Annotated in this window: 16 protein-coding genes; 10 read left to right on the top strand and 6 right to left on the bottom strand. The window is 64.0% G+C overall.

The window, feature by feature from the left end; genetic code table 11:
• Positions 1-128 precede the first annotated feature (128 nt).
• The 3 genes from WD767_10360 to WD767_10370 all read left to right on the top strand — a co-directional run bounded on the left by WD767_10360 (position 129) and on the right by WD767_10370 (position 1,713).
• Positions 129-413 carry a BrnT family toxin gene (locus WD767_10360; GenBank protein ID MEX2616488.1) on the top strand — a complete coding sequence of 95 codons (285 nt, stop codon included), beginning with the start codon at positions 129-131 and terminating at the stop codon, positions 411-413.
• On the top strand, positions 397-657 hold the full coding sequence (locus tag WD767_10365; GenBank protein MEX2616489.1) for a helix-turn-helix domain-containing protein: 261 nt from the start codon (positions 397-399) through the stop codon (positions 655-657). Before WD767_10360 ends, WD767_10365 begins: the two co-directional genes overlap by 17 nt.
• Positions 658-828: 171 nt before the next feature.
• Positions 829-1,713, top strand: a complete 885-nt coding sequence (locus WD767_10370; protein ID MEX2616490.1) for a hypothetical protein — start codon at positions 829-831, stop codon at positions 1,711-1,713.
• 77 nt (positions 1,714-1,790) lie between these two features.
• Here WD767_10370 and WD767_10375 read toward each other — a convergent pair whose 3' ends face one another.
• Positions 1,791-2,597, bottom strand: a complete 807-nt coding sequence (locus tag WD767_10375) for a thioesterase family protein (GenBank protein ID MEX2616491.1) — start codon at positions 2,595-2,597, stop codon at positions 1,791-1,793.
• A gap of 526 nt (positions 2,598-3,123) precedes the next feature.
• Here WD767_10375 and WD767_10380 point away from each other — a divergent pair.
• Together WD767_10380 and WD767_10385 are read left to right on the top strand one after the other, a co-directional pair.
• Entirely contained in the window at positions 3,124-3,975 is an 852-nt protein-coding gene (locus WD767_10380; GenBank protein MEX2616492.1) for a PEP-CTERM sorting domain-containing protein, read from the top strand.
• Between the two features lie 171 nt (positions 3,976-4,146).
• Entirely contained in the window at positions 4,147-5,364 is a 1,218-nt protein-coding gene (locus WD767_10385; GenBank protein MEX2616493.1) for a TIGR03862 family flavoprotein, read from the top strand.
• 1 nt (position 5,365) lies between these two features.
• Here the strand turns inward: WD767_10385 and WD767_10390 are convergent, their stop codons facing one another.
• Entirely contained in the window at positions 5,366-5,764 is a 399-nt protein-coding gene (locus tag WD767_10390; GenBank protein MEX2616494.1) for a carboxymuconolactone decarboxylase family protein, read from the bottom strand.
• A 143-nt stretch (positions 5,765-5,907) separates the two neighbouring features.
• On the opposite strand from WD767_10390, the gene WD767_10395 reads away from it, so the two are divergent.
• The 4 genes from WD767_10395 to WD767_10410 are packed head-to-tail and all read left to right on the top strand — an operon-like array spanning position 5,908 to position 11,849.
• Entirely contained in the window at positions 5,908-7,959 is a 2,052-nt protein-coding gene (locus WD767_10395) for a hydantoinase/oxoprolinase family protein (protein ID MEX2616495.1), read from the top strand.
• The gene (locus WD767_10400; GenBank protein MEX2616496.1) at positions 7,956-9,602 is read left to right on the top strand and encodes a hydantoinase B/oxoprolinase family protein; all 1,647 of its coding nucleotides are present in this window, start codon (positions 7,956-7,958) and stop codon (positions 9,600-9,602) included. The genes WD767_10395 and WD767_10400 overlap by 4 nt, the downstream gene beginning before the upstream one ends.
• 3 nt (positions 9,603-9,605) lie before the next feature.
• On the top strand, positions 9,606-10,796 hold the full coding sequence (locus WD767_10405; GenBank protein MEX2616497.1) for an aminotransferase class V-fold PLP-dependent enzyme: 1,191 nt from the start codon (positions 9,606-9,608) through the stop codon (positions 10,794-10,796).
• Between the two features lie 27 nt (positions 10,797-10,823).
• Positions 10,824-11,849 carry an amidohydrolase family protein gene (locus WD767_10410; protein MEX2616498.1) on the top strand — a complete coding sequence of 342 codons (1,026 nt, stop codon included), beginning with the start codon at positions 10,824-10,826 and terminating at the stop codon, positions 11,847-11,849.
• Positions 11,850-11,954: 105 nt separating this feature from the next.
• On the opposite strand, the gene WD767_10415 is transcribed toward WD767_10410, so the two are convergent.
• Positions 11,955-13,079: an alpha/beta hydrolase gene (locus WD767_10415; GenBank protein ID MEX2616499.1), complete on the bottom strand. Its 1,125-nt coding sequence runs from the start codon at positions 13,077-13,079 to the stop codon at positions 11,955-11,957.
• Positions 13,080-13,176: 97 nt separating this feature from the next.
• Here WD767_10415 and WD767_10420 point away from each other — a divergent pair, with 97 nt between their 5' ends.
• Positions 13,177-14,292 (top strand): mandelate racemase/muconate lactonizing enzyme family protein, encoded by a 1,116-nt coding sequence (locus WD767_10420; GenBank protein MEX2616500.1) that lies wholly within the window; start codon positions 13,177-13,179, stop codon positions 14,290-14,292.
• On the opposite strand, the gene WD767_10425 is transcribed toward WD767_10420, so the two are convergent.
• The 3 genes from WD767_10425 to WD767_10435 are packed head-to-tail and all read right to left on the bottom strand — an operon-like array spanning position 14,289 to position 16,468.
• Positions 14,289-15,617: an MmgE/PrpD family protein gene (locus WD767_10425; protein MEX2616501.1), complete on the bottom strand. Its 1,329-nt coding sequence runs from the start codon at positions 15,615-15,617 to the stop codon at positions 14,289-14,291. The genes WD767_10420 and WD767_10425 overlap by 4 nt on opposite strands.
• Before the next feature lie 18 nt (positions 15,618-15,635).
• On the bottom strand, positions 15,636-16,202 hold the full coding sequence (locus WD767_10430; GenBank protein MEX2616502.1) for a zeta toxin family protein: 567 nt from the start codon (positions 16,200-16,202) through the stop codon (positions 15,636-15,638).
• On the bottom strand, positions 16,199-16,468 hold the full coding sequence (locus WD767_10435; GenBank protein MEX2616503.1) for a hypothetical protein: 270 nt from the start codon (positions 16,466-16,468) through the stop codon (positions 16,199-16,201). Before WD767_10435 ends, WD767_10430 begins: the two co-directional genes overlap by 4 nt.
• Between the last annotated feature and the right edge of the window lie 131 nt (positions 16,469-16,599).

Below are 16,599 nucleotides of genomic sequence, written 5' to 3' on the forward strand. Positions count from 1 at the left end.
ACTATTTAATGCTAAAAGTCAATGAAACCCGGCCATCGCGAAAGCGGCCGGGCCACGTCCCGCATGAGGTTTTTTCGTTTTTTTGTTCTGGATTTCTTGACAAAATACGGGTAACCCGTATATCCATAATGGATAATGAAGAATTCGAATGGGACGATGACAAGGCGGCGTCCAATGCTGAAAAGCATGGCGTGACGTTTGAGCAGGCCTGCCTGGTATTCCGCGATCCATTTGCAATCGAACTCCTGGACGACCGGGAGGACTATGACGAAGACCGCTATATCCTGATTGGCATGGCGGCAAACAGTTTCCTGGTTGTTGTCTACACCGAACGGAATGACAGAAACCGGATAATTTCAGCCCGAAAGGCAGAACCGAACGAACGGCGATTTTACCATGAACAGAACCGATGACCCCGATAACAGACCGCTGAGCGACAACGATCTGGCGCGGATGAAAAGAACGCCCCGGGCGAAAATCATCCGCAGGGCGCTGAAGCTCAGCCAGCAGGAATTTGCCGCGCAGTTTCACATAGCCATCGGTACCCTGCGGGATTGGGAACAGGACCGCGCCGAGCCGGACGGCGCCGCAAAGGCATACCTCAAAGTCATCGCCCGCGAACCGGATATGGTCCGCCGGGCGCTGAAAAATCCGTAAGGTAGGTTTTTCTTCGAACCGTATACCCTACTTTATTTGTGTTGGAAGAGAGCCCGCAATTACGTCAATTCCCGCCAAACAGCGTTACAATAACACTGCACGGTTTCCTTAAGAGAGATATTTAATAATGCAATGTCGCCGCTTTTCGAATGCATTTTAAGGGGTTTGGTCTTGAATTGTGCTATCACGAATCGAATTCAAAATTCGTTCATAGTTTCCGTCCTGCAAGAACGGCTTTCTGCTCATCGGCACGACGACCTTTTTACTGTCTCCATGGATCATTCACCAAGCGAGCAACTGGAAAATGACGATACTTGGTACACTACTGTCTTGATACTCTCTTGCGGAGTTGAACACTCAAAACTGGCGAGACAAATTGCGACTGAAATTCGCCCTAAGAATAGAAATTTGAGAAAATGGTCAGCTAGGACTCCTGAGCTTTATAGAGCTAAATTTGCTGAGCATTTTTGCAAATTATTTCCATACTTTCCAGTGTATGTCTTCGCTATTTCCGCAAAAGGGAGCGTGATCAGAGAGAGTGAAGATCATTTCGTAAAACAACTGCATCTAAAAACCGGCTATCAGAAGCATATAAGTAAAAGAGGTAGAAGGAGAATTCAGATCGGTCCTCTTATGTCTGGACCGGAGAAAAAAAAGATACTCGTTTCTCTTGCCGAGCGTCGAGGCCAAATGGTTCTCTTCATTTCACATTTCGTGATTCGAATGTACGATATTATGACTGAAGCAATTTATGGCACCCAAAAAACACCGGACAACGCAGGACTAAGATGGGGATTTTTGGCTGATAAATTTCCCGGACCTCCGGATGCGGATATGGATCTAATGTTCCGCGCTATACTTGGATTGCACCGTCCACAAAAGAATATAATCTGGGGCTATTTTAAGGACGGAGATCGTGTTGAAACTGATCTTTTAGCAGATAACCTGGCTGGGCTTTTGAGCGGGTGTGCCAATGACCCGACCACGAGCGATAAAATTCGGTCAATCGAACCCGGCGAGAAGGGCGGTTTGTTCTATTGGGAAAAGTGGGACTAGGCTTCTTTACCGGGCCGCCGAAAACAATTTCGGTCCTAGGTTATAAACGGACCAAATAAGCGAAAAAGAACCCGCCCCTACCCCGCCAGCAGTGCCTCCGCCCGCGCCCGCAAATCGTCCGCGATGCGTAGCGGCCGCCTGGCGTCCAGGTCGAGTTGCACGCCGAACTGGCTGAGGCCCGCGATATCCGCGCCGGTTTCCGCGTTGCGCATGCGGTGGTAAAAGCGCACCGAGGAGCCGCCGAGCTGCGCGATGCAGGTTTCCACGTCGATCATGTCGCCCGGCTTCGCCCGGCTGTGGAAGGTGAGCTGGAATTCGAAGGTCGACAGACCGATGCGGTGCTTCGTCATGTAGTCGGGGGTCAGGCCGAATTCGGCGAGGATGAACATGTTGGCGGTCGAGAACCGGTGGATATGGCCCGGCAGCGACAGGTTGCCGGCCCAGTCGGCTTCCTCCGGCCGGGCGATGTTGCGCAGGGTCGGCAGCCAGCTTGCGCCGTCGCCCGGCACCGAACGGTCCTCGCGGATATCGCCGTCCCATGCGACGACCGGCCCCGGCAGCGAAATGCCCGCGAAGCTCTGCTGCATCGTGGTGCACAGCGCGCCCGTATCCGCCTTGAACAGCTTGTGGGCGATGGTCGGGCTGTCGCCGCCGGCGATCAGCGCCGTTTCGATCCGGTAGATGTCGCGGTCGCGCAGTTCGGCCTTGTAATGGGTCAGCGCTTCGGTGGTGCGCGCCCGGGCCGGGTCGACGCCCGCCTGGCGCAGGAACCGCCAGGTCGCGGCCTCGAATTTCTCGTAATAATACGCGACGGTGAAATGCTCCGTCGCGTCGACTTCCCAGGCCGCGACATCGCCGCGGAAGGTTTCGCTGTATCCGGTCACGTGACTTCCTCTGCTGGGGAAACGGCGGGTCCGCCGCGTTTTCAGGGTTCACCGCACGCTAATCCGGGCGGGCGAAAGATCAAACCATTTAATGCGCGGCGGCGGCCCGGGCAGCCCGGTGGCTGGCGGCGATATTAAAGACGCCGACCAGCGACAGTTCGAACACGCTACAGGCTCAGAGATAACGGGTTTTTGACTTTATTGAGAAAAATGGATCACCGGAGAATTGGATGGCGTGTGTCGAAAAATCTTACACTTTCCAAAACTTTGCTAATGATCCACTAGGTATTTGTTTTTATTTAATAATTTTCCATTTACCGCTAAAACCGCACCGGCGTTCACGAAATGTACCGTCGATATTCTTTACATTTTGCGCATGAGTTCTCGAGTGCAAATTGCCAACCTGTTGTTTTTGCGGAATTAACTTTTATGGCACGCTAATTGCTTATATATTTAGCCAATAATGGCCTCATCGAAGCATCCCCGTTGGATACTTGGAAGGGCAAGTTAATCGGAGCAGTATATTATGATTTCCAGCGTGTCATCATTAAAACGGGCGGTGCTTGCTGTTGCGCCCGTGAACAAACGGTTATTTGCCGGAATTGCGACCGCTGTTTTCGTGTTCGCCGGCGCACCGGATTCACATGCTGTTCCGATCAGTTTAGAGAAGAACGTCACGGGCGCCGTTTCATTCAACGACCAGACCTCGTTAGCCGACCAGACATCGTTTGCCGGGGCTGACCTGTCGGCGCTGTTCAAATTCGAGGCCGAGAGTACCGACACAACCGGCGTATTTTCCGCCGCAGTAACAAACACCAGCGATGCCGCGACGACGGCGATCATGACGGCGCTCGGCATCAAGATCAACAGCATGTTCACTCTGGAAAGTTTTAACTATACGAATACAGGCACGGGCAGTTCTGCCTTCAGCGACACGAATAGCGCTAACGCGGTATCGGGGTTTCTGACGATGGACCTGAATGACCTGACGGCAGCCAGAAACGGCCCAGGTGGCGTGAATAACGGGCTGAACATCGGCGAATCCGGGCTTTTCGAGTGGAACGTCTCCTTTGCCGCCGGCGCGCTGGATTTGGTGACCGACTTTTTCGACGTTTTCGACACGGAACTGGTTGACAACACCTTGTTGCACACGGGGGATGACGGCACGGATGTTACTGCGTTCTGGGTCGCGCATATGCAGTCTATCGATAATTTCGATTCGGATAATCCGAACTGTACCTCGAATTGCGACGGATCGGTGAAGATTGGCGGTTCCGTGAATCAAAACACAGTACCGGAACCCGCCACCCTTGCCCTTCTCGGTGCCGGGCTGATCGGCCTGGGCGCGCTGGCGCGGCGGCGGCGCAAGACGGCGTAGTATTCACCGCATTAACCGACCGGATCGGGGCTGGCGCTTTTGTGCCGGCCCTTTTCTTTTGTGTCCGGCCGGCCTGGCCCGTTCCAGACACGCTGACGCCGCCGGGCAAAGAATTCGGTGCCCCGGATCGGGCCGATAGGCTATATCTCCGCGCATCATGGAAAACGGGCAATGAGCGGGCGGGCGGCGGTTGTCGGCGGCGGGCCGGCGGGGCTGATGGCGGCCGAGGCGCTGCTGGCGCGCGGCTGCGCCGTGGATATCTACGACGCCATGCCCTCGCCCGGCCGGAAATTCCTGATGGCGGGCAAGAGCGGACTCAACCTCACCCATACCGAAGCGGCCGAACCCTTCATGGCGCGTTACGGCGCGGCGCGGGACCGGCTGGCGCCGGCGCTGCGCGAGTTCGACGCCGCCGCGATCCGCGCCTGGGCGGAAGGGCTGGGGATCGCCACCTTCACCGGCAGTTCCGGGCGGCTGTTCCCGGTGGATTTCAAGGCCGCGCCCCTGCTGCGGCGCTGGCTGCACCGGCTGCGCGGCGCCGGGGCCCGCATCCATGTGCGCCATAAATGGCGGGGCTGGGCGGCGGATGGCGCGCTGGCCTTCGACACGCCGGACGGCGCGGCGACGCGGACGGCGGATGCGACCGTGCTGGCGCTGGGCGGCGGCAGCTGGCCGCGGCTGGGTTCGGACGCCGCCTGGATTCCCGTCCTGGCCGAAGCCGGGGTATCGGTCGCGCCGCTGCAACCCGCCAATTGCGGCTTCGACATCGCCTGGACCCCGGTCTTCCGGGAGCGTTTTGCCGGCGAACCGGTCAAATCCGTGCGCCTGTCCCATGGCGGGCGCGGCGTCATGGGCGAATGCGTCGTCACCGGAAACGGGATCGAGGGCGGCGCGGTCTACGCCCTGTCGGCGGCGCTGCGCGACTGTATCGCGGCGGAAGGCGGCGCGATCCTGACCATCGACCTCAGCCCCGACCGCAGCAGGGCGCGGCTGGCCGCCGACCTCGCCGCGCCGCGCGGGTCGCGCACCGTCGCCACGCATCTGAAACGCAGGGCCGGGCTGGCGGGGGTCAAGGCCGGGCTGCTGCGCGAGGGGCTGGCCGCCAGCGCCTTCGCCGACCCGGCGCGGCTGGCCGCCGGGATCAAGGCGCTGCCGCTGCGCCTCCTCGCCGCGCGGCCGCTGGAGGAAGCGATCAGCAGCGCCGGCGGCATCCCCTTCGCCGCGCTGGACGCGAAGTTCATGCTGCGGGCGCGGCCCGGGCTGTTCTGCGCCGGCGAGATGCTCGACTGGGAAGCGCCGACCGGCGGCTACCTGTTCAGCGCCTGTTTCGCCACCGGCCGGGCCGCCGGCGCGGGCGCGGCGGACTGGCTGGCGGCGCAGGCACGCTAAATTAGACTTGTTCTTCCTCGCGCATCTCCCTGAACACCTTCGTGGCGATGATCATCGCCTCGCGCACCGAGGGCACGCCGATATAGCCGCCCGTATGCAGCAGGGCCTCGGCCAGTTCGTCCTCGGTCCAGCCCTGGCGGCGGGCCATTTTCAGGTGCAGTTCCAGTTCCGGCCAGCGGCCCGTCGCGGTATCGGTGATCACGCAGATCAGCGCCCGGGTCTTCGTGTCCAGCCCCGGCCGGGTCCACAGCAGGCCGAACACGGCCTCGCGCGCGTAGTCGCCGAATTTCTGCATGATCGGGTCGTCATAGACGGTCTTCGCCATCGCGTCGGCGAGCTTGTCGCCCATCAGCTGGCGGCGCATTTCACTGCCTTTTTCGTAGGCTTCACTTCTCGGCATGTTCGGAATCTCCCTTGGGTTAGAGCCTGAGCCTAGCGCAGGGACGCGCCCTTTGGGAAACCCCCCGCCCCGACCGCTGGACAGCGCCGGAGGGCGCATGCTGATATGCGGGCCGGACAGATGCAGAAAGGCAGGGCGTTTTCGTGCGTATTTCCATAGGTGTCGATACCGGCGGCACGTTTACCGACCTCGTCCTGCTGGACCGGGAATCGAACCGACAGAGCATCCACAAGCTGCCGACAACGCCGGACGATCCGGCGCGCGGGATCCTGGACGGGGTGCGCGCGCTGCTGGACAGGGCGGCGGTGGCGCCGGACGCGGTCGACCTGTTCGTGCATGGCACGACGCTGGCGACCAACGCGGTGCTGCAGCATCGCTGCGCGCGGACCGGCATGCTGGCCACGCCGGGGTTCCGCGACGTGCTGGAAATCGGCCGGCAGCGGCGGCCCAGCTTCTACAACCTGTCGGTCCCGAAACCGGCGCCGCCGGTCGCGCGCGACTGTATCGTCGAAATCGGCGGGCGGCTGGACGAGCGCGGCAATGTGGTGACGCCGCTGGACGAGGATGCGGTGCGCCGCGCCGCCGAAACGCTGAAGCGGAAGGATGTCGTCGCCGTCGCGATCTGTTTCATGCATGCCTACGCCAATGCGGAACCGGAGGAACGGGCGCGCGATATCCTGCGCGAATGCTGGCCGGAAGCGTATATCTGCACCTCCGCCGAAGTGCTGCGCGAATTCCGCGAATTCGAACGCTTTGCCAGCGCCAGCGTGAACGCCAGCCTGCTGCCGGTGATCGACCGCTACCTGGAAGACCTGGTCGCCGGGCTGCGCCAGGCCGGGCTGCGCACGGCCCCGCTGGTCATGCAGTCCAATGGCGGGGCGGTATCGGTCGCGACCGTGCGCGCCGCGCCGATCAACACCTTCTTTTCCGGCCCGGCCGGCGGCGTGATCGCCAGCGCGGAGCTGGGCCAGCGGACCGGCCAGCCGGACATGATCTCCTTCGACATGGGCGGCACCTCCACCGATGTCTGCCTGATCCGCGACGGGAAACTGACCAAGCGGGGCTTGCGGGAAATGGGCGGCTTTCCCGTCCGCATTCCGACGCTGGATATCCATACCATCGGCGCCGGCGGCGGCAGCATCGCCTGGGTCGATCCCGGCGGGTTGCTGAAGGTCGGCCCGCAGAGCGCCGGCGCGGACCCCGGCCCGGCGCTGTACGGGCGCGGCGGCACGGAAGCCACCGTGACCGACGCCAATGTGGCGCTGGGGCGGCTGTCCGGCGGCTCGCTGATCGGCGGCGCGATGACCGTCTACCCGGAAAAATCCGAAGAGGCCCTCACCCGGCTGGGCAACAGGGTCGGGCTGGACATGGTGGATGTGGCCGCCGGGATTATCGAGATCGTCAACGTCAACATGATGGGCGCGGTCCGGGTGGTGTCCATCGAACGCGGCGAGGACCCGCGCAGCTGCGCGCTGGTCGCCTTTGGCGGCGCCGGGCCGCTGCACGCGGTGGAAATCGCGCGGGAGATCGGCATCGCGCGCGTGGTCGTGCCGCCCCGGCCGGGGATCATGTCCGCCATCGGGCTGATCGACGCCGACCGGCGCGGCGATTTCAGCGTGACCCGCCTGGCGCCCGCATCGCCCGACAGCCTGGACGCGCTGCGCGAAGGCCAGGCGCTGCTGAACGCGGACGGGCTGGTCTGGCGGGAATCGGAAGCGCTGGACGAATCCGGGCTGGCCCATGAATGGGGCGCCGACCTGCGCTATCGCGGGCAGGCCTTCGAACTGACCCTGCCGATTGCCGACGGGGTCATCGACGCGGCGGCGCTGGACACGCTGACCGGCGAATTCCACCGCCAGCACGAAGGCGTGAACGGCTACGCCATGCCCGGCCATCCGGTCGAAATCGTCACCCTGCGGCTGGCCGTGGTGGCGGCGCGGCATTCCGGCGCGCGCGACGACCGCAAACCCGCCGAAGCGCCGGTCGCGGACGCCATCGCCACGCGCCGGCAGGTCTGGTTCCGCGAAACCGGCTTCGTCGAGACGCCGGTCTACGACCGCGAGCTTCTGCATCCCGGCCACGGCTTTACCGGACCCGCCATCGTCGAACAGACCGATTCCACAACCGTGGTCCCGCCCGGCGCCGCCGTCGATGTCGACGCGACCGGTTCCCTGCAGATACGGTGTACCCCATGACCGACGCACTCGATCCCGTCACCACCGAAATCATCGCCCGGCATGTCATCGCCACGGCGGAGGAAATGGGCGTCGTGCTGATGCGCACCGCCTTTTCGCCCAATATCAAGGAACGGCATGACTGCTCGACCGCGATCTTCGACGCGAAGGGCAATGTCGTGGCGCAGGCGGAGCATGTGCCGATCCATCTGGGCTCCATGATCGGCGCCATCGACAGCATCCGGGCGCGCTTCCCGCAGCAGGAAATCCGCCCCGGCGACATGTTCGTCGCCAACGACCCCTATAACGGCGGCGGCTCGCACCTGCCGGATCTCAACGTCATCGCCCCCGTCTTCCATGCCGGCCGCATCGTCGCCTATGTCGCCAATATCGCCCATCACGCGGATGTCGGCGGCATGGTGCCGGGCAGCGAGGCCGCCGTCTGCGAGAGCATCTTCCAGGAAGGGCTGCGGCTGCCGCCGGTCCGGCTGATGCGGCAGGGCGCGGTCGCGCAGGACATGTTCGAGGTGATCCTGCTGAATTCGCGCACGCCGGAAGAGCGCAAGGGCGACCTGAACGCGCAGCTGGCCGCCAACCGGGTCGGCATCCGCGCCGTCGAATCGCTGATCGCCCGGTACGGCGCGGATATCTTCGAACAGGCGCTGTCGTCGTATCTCGACTTCACCGAACGGCGCTTCCGGGCGGCGGTGTCCGACCTGCCGGACGGCGATTACTTCGCCGAGGATTTCCTGGGCGGGGACGAGGAAGGCACGCTGGCGCGCCTCGCCTGCACCCTGACGGTCCGGGGCGGCGAGCTCACCTTCGACTTCACCGGCACCGACCCGCAGCTTCGCTTTGCCCGCAACATCCCCAACCAGGCGCTGGTCGCCACGGTCTATTGCGTCGCCAAGGCGATCCTGGACCCGGACGCCCCGGCCAATGGCGGCGCGTTCCGCATCATCAACATCGCGGCGCCCAAGGGCAGTATCGTCCAGCCGGTCCCGCCCGCCCCGGTCGGCACACGCTCCATTTCGTGCAGCGTGCTGTCCGATGTGGTGCTGACGGTGCTGTCGCAGGCGATCCCGGGGCGCGGCTTCGCCGGGTCCGGGCCGCATGCGCTGATGGTCCTGTCGGGCACCGACCCGCGCACCGGAAACTATTTCGTCGATTACGAAACCGTCGCCGGCGCGCTGGGCGCGCAGACCACCTGCGACGGGCTGGACGCGGTGCGGACCCTGACCTCCGGCAGCGCCAACCTGCCGGTGGAGGCGCTGGAGCACGCCTATCCGCTGCGGGTGGAAACCTATGCGCTGCGCACCGGGGCGGGCGGCGCCGGCCAGTATCGCGGCGGCGACGGGATCGTGCGCGATTTCCGGGCGCTGGGCGACGACATCACCGTCAGCGTTTCCGGCGAACGCCAGCATGCGGCGGCTCCCGGCGCCGCCGGCGGCGGCGACGGCGCGCTGGGCAGCTTCATCCTCGACCCGGGCGGGCCGAACGAGCGCAAGCTTTCCGCCGCCGTGGGTAACGAGCCGCTGCCGCGCGGCGCCATAATCCGGGTAACGACGCCGGGCGGCGGCGGCTGGGGCGACCCGGCGCTGCGCGATCCGGCGCTGATCGCGAAAGACATCCGGGAAGACCGGGTCAGACCTGAAGGGAGTTGAACCATGGGCGCCAATTTTGCCAGCCTCCGGACGCGATTTCCGGGCGCTACCCGAAGCACCTACATGAATGTCGCGGCGCGCGGGTTGATGACCGCAGGGTCCCGCGCCGCCATCGACCGCATGCTGGACGCACGCCTGTATGGCGAGGCCGACAAGGCCGCCATGTTCGACATCATCGAAAGCAGCCGCCGCCGCTATGCGGCGCTGATCAACGCGGAACCCGACGAGATCGCCATCACCAAGAACGTGTCGGAAGGGCTGAACGCCATCATCGCCAGCCATGACTGGCAACGCGGCGACAATGCGGTGATCTGCCCGGACCTGGAGCATCCCAACAACGTCTTTCCCTGGCGCAACCTGTCGAAGCGGACCGGCATGGAGGTGAAGACCGTAGCCCCGCGCGACGGGCGGATTTCGGTGGAGGCCATCGCCGACGCCATCGACGGCAATACCCGCATGGTCACCGCCTCCAGCGTCACCTTCGCGCCGGGTTTCCGCACCGATATCGCCGCCATCGCGAAACTGTGCCGGGAGCGGGATATCCTGTTCCTGGTCGACGGGGTGCAGTCGGTCGGCATCCTGCACACGGATGTGAACGAACTCGGCATCGACGCCATGGCGGTGTCGACGCAGAAGGGGTTGCTGGGCCTGTACGGCATGGGCTTCCTGTATTGCCGCCGCGCATGGGCGGAACGGATCACGCCGGTCTACCTCGCCCGCTTCGGCGTCGATATGGGCGACGCGCATGAGGCGGCGCTGGGCGATGGCAATGACCGGCTGGCGCCGGGGGCGCGGCGGTTCGACCTGGGCAATTACAATTTCGTCGCCGCGGCGGCGGTAGACGATTCCATCGGCATGATGCTGGACACCGGCACGCGGGAAATCGAGGAACACGTCACCGGGCTGACCCGCGACCTCGCGACCGGGTTGCTGGATATCGGCCTGCCGGTGGTGGGCGGCGAACCGGGACCGGCGACCGCCAGCATCGTGTCGGTCGGCGCCATCGGCGAAGGCCAGCATGACACGGTCGACGATCCCGCCATGGCGGCGCTGCACGATCATCTGACGGCGAACGGCGTCAACCTGTCGATCCGGCGCGGCATCCTGCGCTTTTCGCTGCATCTGTATAACGACGCGTCGGACGTGGCGCGGGTCATCGACCTGGCGCGCGGGCACAACCGCAGCGCCGCCTGAACACATCGATCCGGGAGGAACAAAATCATGGCCACGGACAGGAAGGGCAAGGAATGGCTCGCGCTGACGCAGGAGGAAACACTGGAGCCGGATCTGCCGATCGTCGATCCGCACCATCACCTGTGGGAGGGGCATACCCAGCACGCCTGGCCGCGCTACCTGCTGGACGACATCCTGGAGGACCTCAACGCCGGCCATAATATTGTGTCCACCGTGTTCATCGAATGCGGCGCGATGTTCAGGCCGGACGGCCCGGCGGAGATGCGCTGCATCGGCGAGACCGAATTCGTCAACGGCATCGCGGCGATGAGTTATTCCGGCAACTACGGCAAACCGCGCGTCGCCGCCGGAATCGTCGGCACCACGGACCTGAAGATCGGCGACCGGGCGGCGGATGTGCTGGACGCGCAGATCGCCCATGCGGGCGGGCGCTTTCGCGGCATCCGGCTGGGCGCGACCAACGACCCCAGCCCGGACGTGCCGAACCACCGCACGAAGCCGCCCGAAGGCATGATGCTGCGCGAGGATTTCCGCGCCGGCTTCAAACATCTGGGCCCGCGCAAGCTGAGCTTCGAGGTCTGGTGCTACCATCACCAGATTCCCGAAGCCACCGACCTGGCCCGCGCCTTCCCGGACACGACGCTGGTGCTGGACCATTTCGGCGGCCCCATCGGCGTCGGCCCCTACAAGGGCAAGGGCGACGAAGTCTTCGCCGAATGGAAGGCGAATATCACCGAACTGGCGAAATGCCCCAATGTGGTCGCCAAGCTGGGCGGCATCGCCATGGAGGTGAACGGATTCGGCTGGCACGAACGCCCGAAGCCGCCGACCAGCAGGGAGCTGATGGAGGCGACGAAGCATTACTACGACCACACGATAGAGGTCTTCGGCCCCGACCGCTGCCTGTTCGAAAGCAACTTCCCCGTCGACAAGGTCAGTTGCAGCTACAACGTGCTGTGGAATTCCTTCAAGCTGCTGACCAGGGATTATTCAGCCGCCGAAAAGGCGAAGCTGTACCACGACACGGCGGCGCGGGTGTACCGGCTGGGGTAGGTCAGATCGTGTTTGTCTGGAATCGCCTCTGGCGATCCAACCAACACGTGAATCTGATCTATCTTATTGAAGACATAGCACCTTCACAGGTTGATGCGCTATAGGTCAGAGCGGCGCGAGGAATTCCAGCAGGCGCCGGGTCACCGCTTCCGGCTGTTCCTGCTGCACCCAATGGCCCGCACCCTCGATCAGATGGCAGCCGCGCATATCCGTACAGGCGAAGGCCTGCATGGCCTCGATGGCGCCGGGGCGCTGCTGGGCGCCCCAGTCGGATTTGCCGCCGATAAACAGCGACGGCACATCGACGGTGCGGCCGGCGAACAGGCGCAGTTCGGCGGCGATGGCCGGGCTGGTGCCGCAGCGGTACCATTGCAGCCCGCCCTGGAACCCGGTTCGTTCGTATTCGCCGCTGTAGACGCGCAGTTCTTCTTCCGGCAGCCATGCGCAGGCGGCGATCTGCGCCGGTGACGGCATTTCCGGCGCGACCGTTTCCGCCATGTTCCGGTCCCGGTCCATGATGTAATAGGTCGGCATCTTCGCCAGTTCTTCGGCCGTCCAGCCGCGCAGCGGGAAGGGCCTGTTACCGGCCCAATCGGCGCTCTTGTGGTGGTAATAGGCGCGCAGGAAATCATGCACGCCCTGCGGACATCGCCACATGTCCCCGTTGGCGTTACGGGTCGAATAATACCACTGGTAATGCTTCCGGGGCCGGGCCAGCGCCGCCAGCGCGGCATGCACATCGGGCTGCGGTTTCGGTGTCAGCGGCGGCGGGCCGGCATAGGGCGCGCTCATCAGCACCATGGCGCGGAACACGTCCGGCCGGATCAGCGCGGCATGCGCCGCGACATGCGCGCCGAAATCATGCCCGATCACCGCATCGACCGCGCGGCGGCCCAATGCGGCGGCCAGCGCCAGCATGTCCGTCACCAGGTTCATCTGCCGGAAGGACCGCAGGTCGCCGTCATACGCGCCGTCCCAGCCCGTGGTGCGGCCATACCCGCGCTGGTCGGGCGCCACCACGTGATAGCCCGCCGCCGCCAGCGCCGGCATCACCCTGCGCCAGCTATAGGCCAGTTCGGGAAAGCCGTGCAGCAGCAACAGGCAGGGTCGGTTTTCGACGTCGTATCCCGCTTCCAGCACATGCATGCGCAACCCGTTGACCCCGTCCACGAAACGCGAGCGGATACCGGCCGGCAGGACGGACGGGTCGTATGAATTGATTTCGGTCATCGCATTCCCCCTGTGCGCTGGTATCTTCTAATATACCGCGCGCGCGGGCACTATCGGGATGCGATGGCCTGTCGCGGGAATGTTCTGGAGGAACAGGATGAAGATCGAACGGGTTGAAACGTTTCAGGTGCAATGGTCGCCAAAGGACACGCCGGGACAGCGCAGCGCCTTTGTCCGCATCCGGACCGATGACGGGCTGCACGGCATCGGCGAGGTCTCGCCCATGCAGGGCGGGCTCGCCTCGCTGCTCATGATCGTCCACAACATCGCCCCGGCGCTGATCGGCGCCGATCCGCTGGACCATGCGGTCATTCAGGACCGGCTGATCCACAGGCTGGTCAAGCTGGGCCCCGAGGGGGCGCTGACCGGCGCGCTGGCGGGGGTCGATATCGCGCTGTGGGACCTGAAGGGCAAGGCGTTCGGCCAGCCGGTCTACAAACTGCTGGGCGGCGCGTGGAAGACCGCCCTGCCCTTCTACGCCTCCATCGGCGGCAACGGTCGCGGCCGCGGCCTGGACGAGGTGCTGCGCATCGTTGCGGCGCGCATGGAAGACAAGCCGGCGGCGATCAAGATCCGCTTCGACAACAGCCGGACCGACCTGGACACGGAAATTCCCGATCATATCGAGAAGGCCCGCGCCGTGCGCAAGCTGGTCGGCGACGGCTTCCCCCTCGCCTTCGACGCGAATAACGGGTATTCCGCCAGCGGCGCGATCCGCGTCGGCCGGGTGCTGGAGGAACTGGACTACTGGTGGTTCGAGGAACCGGTGCAGCACTACCACGTCAAGGGCACCGGCGAGGTGGCGCGGAAATTGTCCATCACCGTATCGGCGGGCGAACAGACCTATACCATGGGCGGGCTGGTGGAAGTGATCGAGGCCGGCGTGCGCATGATCCAGCCGGATATCGTGAAGATGGGCGGCATCACCGGGCTGCAGCGCTGCGCCGCGCTGGCGCAGGCGCACGGGGTGGAACTGGTCTCGCACCAGACCCAGCCGATGGTCGGCCACCTGGCCAACCTGCATGTCTGCGCCGCGCAGATGCATGCAACCAAACCCTGCGAGTGGAACGACCCTTCGGCCCGCACCCATGACATCTTCGACGATCCGCCCATGCCGGTGGACGGGCTGTTCCACCTGAACAGCCGGCCGGGACTGGGCATCGATTTCGATGAAACCGCGCTGGCGAAACGACGGATCGACGTGACGGGTTAGGCGATGAGGTCGAGCACGCGGGACAGTTTCCCCGGTTCCTCGACCGTGACCAGCGCGTCGTGCAGTGCCGCCGCCCGGTCGCCGAGGACCGGTTCGACCAGCGCATGGAACTTCGCGTCGATATCCTCCCGGGACATCGGGTTGTCCGGGTTGCCGAGGGACCGGGGCACCTCCGCGTGCAGGATATCGCCGTCTTCCAGCGTGATGTCCAGGATCGAGGCGTAACGCTCCAGCGCCGGGTTGACCGAGAGTTCGACCCGTTCCATCAGCGCGCGCAGGCGCGGGTCGCCGACCCGGTCCGGAGCGAAGTCGCGCGGCATGACCGGATGGCCTTCAAGCGCCAGCGCGATGCAGAAGGCGACGCTGAACTTCCCTTCCAGCGATGTGACCGGGAGCGGCTTGCCGACCAGCCTGGTGCTGATTTCGGCCACCTGGCAGCGGATATGCGCGACCGCCCGTCCCGCCACCGCATCGCGCAGTTTTCGCGCGGCGTCGATATGGGGGTGGATCAGCTTGCCGCAGGCATAGGGCTTGTAGGAATTGTCGAACAGGCTCTGCCCGGCGGTGAAGGCCAGGCCGCTGAATTCGAAATGTTCCGTCTGCACGAACGTATCGGCGAAGCCTCCGGCGGTGTCGAAGGCATGGCGCGCCGCCGCGAAACCGCGCGAGGCAAGCTGCGCCGCGAGGATGCCGTCCATCGCCGCCCGGCCCGAATGCAGCGGCTTGCCCATCGTCCCGAAGGATGTCGTCAGCCCGCCCGCCGTGGTCGCCGCCACGCCCAGCGCATGCCCCGCCTGTTCGGCATCATGGCCCAGCAGCACGGAGGCGGCAGCAGCGGCGGACAGCCGGCCGAAAACCGATGTGGGGTGGAAACCGGCCGCCTGCATGCGGTTGCCGAAATTGCCGTCGCCCAGCACGGCGGAAATTTCATAGCCGGTGATGAAGGCGTTCAGCGCCGTGGCGCCGTCGCAGTCCAGTTCCCCGGCCAGCGCCAGGACAGCCGACCAGGTCGGCGAACCCAGATGGCTGGGCGCATGGCCGCGCGTATCGTCGAAATCGAAGGCATGGCCCATCGTGCCGTTGCACAGCGCCGCCAGCGCCGGGGTCGTCAGCGGCCCGCGAAAGATGCGGCCCCGCCCCTCGGCGCGCCAGGACAGCGCGGTTTCCACCGTGGCGCGGGACACGGGTTCGTCCACCGCCCCCATCGCCACCCCGACCCAGTCGACGAGGCAGCGCTTCGCCTCGCCGATCACCGCCGCGTCGTATTCGCGGTCCCGCGCCGCCGCGATGAAAGCCGCCATGCGGTCGCCAACGGGATGTACCATGCGTTTCTCCTGCGCCGCTTATCCCAAAGCCCGCTTCAGCCAAGTCGGCGGTTCATCCGCCATATAGACAACCGTACCGTCTTGCGCCTCAAGAACGCGTAAAAATCCGTTTGCGGTGCTGTTATCGTAAAGAATGGCGACATTGGCGAGCCGGAGGGCAACAGGCAAGTTTCGCAAGCTCCGGTCGTACCGCCGACGCACATCCTCGGGCTGGACGTTGTGACCGCCACGCCGGTAGCGCTCCTGAACGCGCATTATCGCGTCGTTTGCATTTTCCACACAGATATAGGCGAGGCCGACGGACCACCCGGCATGCCGCGCTCTACGCATCAGGTTAACATGCAGTTTCCCGGAGAGGGTCGTTTCGACCGAGAAGTTGCCGTTCCGGGCAAACGCCGCATCGATGGCTTCAAGCGCTCTTTTCCCTGCCTGAACTGTTACGAGGCCCGGTTGGGCGGGTTGCAACTCCCGGGCAATTATATCGGGATTTATGTTCAGCAGATTTCCGTATTGATCCGATGCGAGCGTCGATTTCCCGGTACCGTTCGGCCCGGCGATCAACCAAAACCACGGCGGCGCATTCATCCGACCGAAAGTTGTCGAATCACTGTCTCGGTGCCGGATTCCGAAATCTCAACGTGAAATCGTCTGCCGTCAGGCATTTCCTTGACCAGTAGCTCATATTTTGCCGGATCCCGGAAATAGATGGGGTTTCCGATTGCCTTGTGATCGGCGATCGCTCTCGCCACGGCCCGCTGTCCGCCCGCCTCGACCGCACGGGCAAACTCGTGGACCTTCTCCGGAGAGGTCAGGTCCAGGTTGTTCCAATCTATATACGAAGCTGACTCCAAGCGACTGAACCCCTTTAATAGCAATACTTTAAGTATAATTGTCAGAGCATTGAATGTCAATTATCACCCATCGGACACCAGGGCAACGAATCCAGGTTAACGATCCATGGTTCCGAGGATTGATGCCAGGA

The organism is Alphaproteobacteria bacterium (genome assembly GCA_040905865.1).
GTDB lineage: Bacteria > Pseudomonadota > Alphaproteobacteria > UBA8366.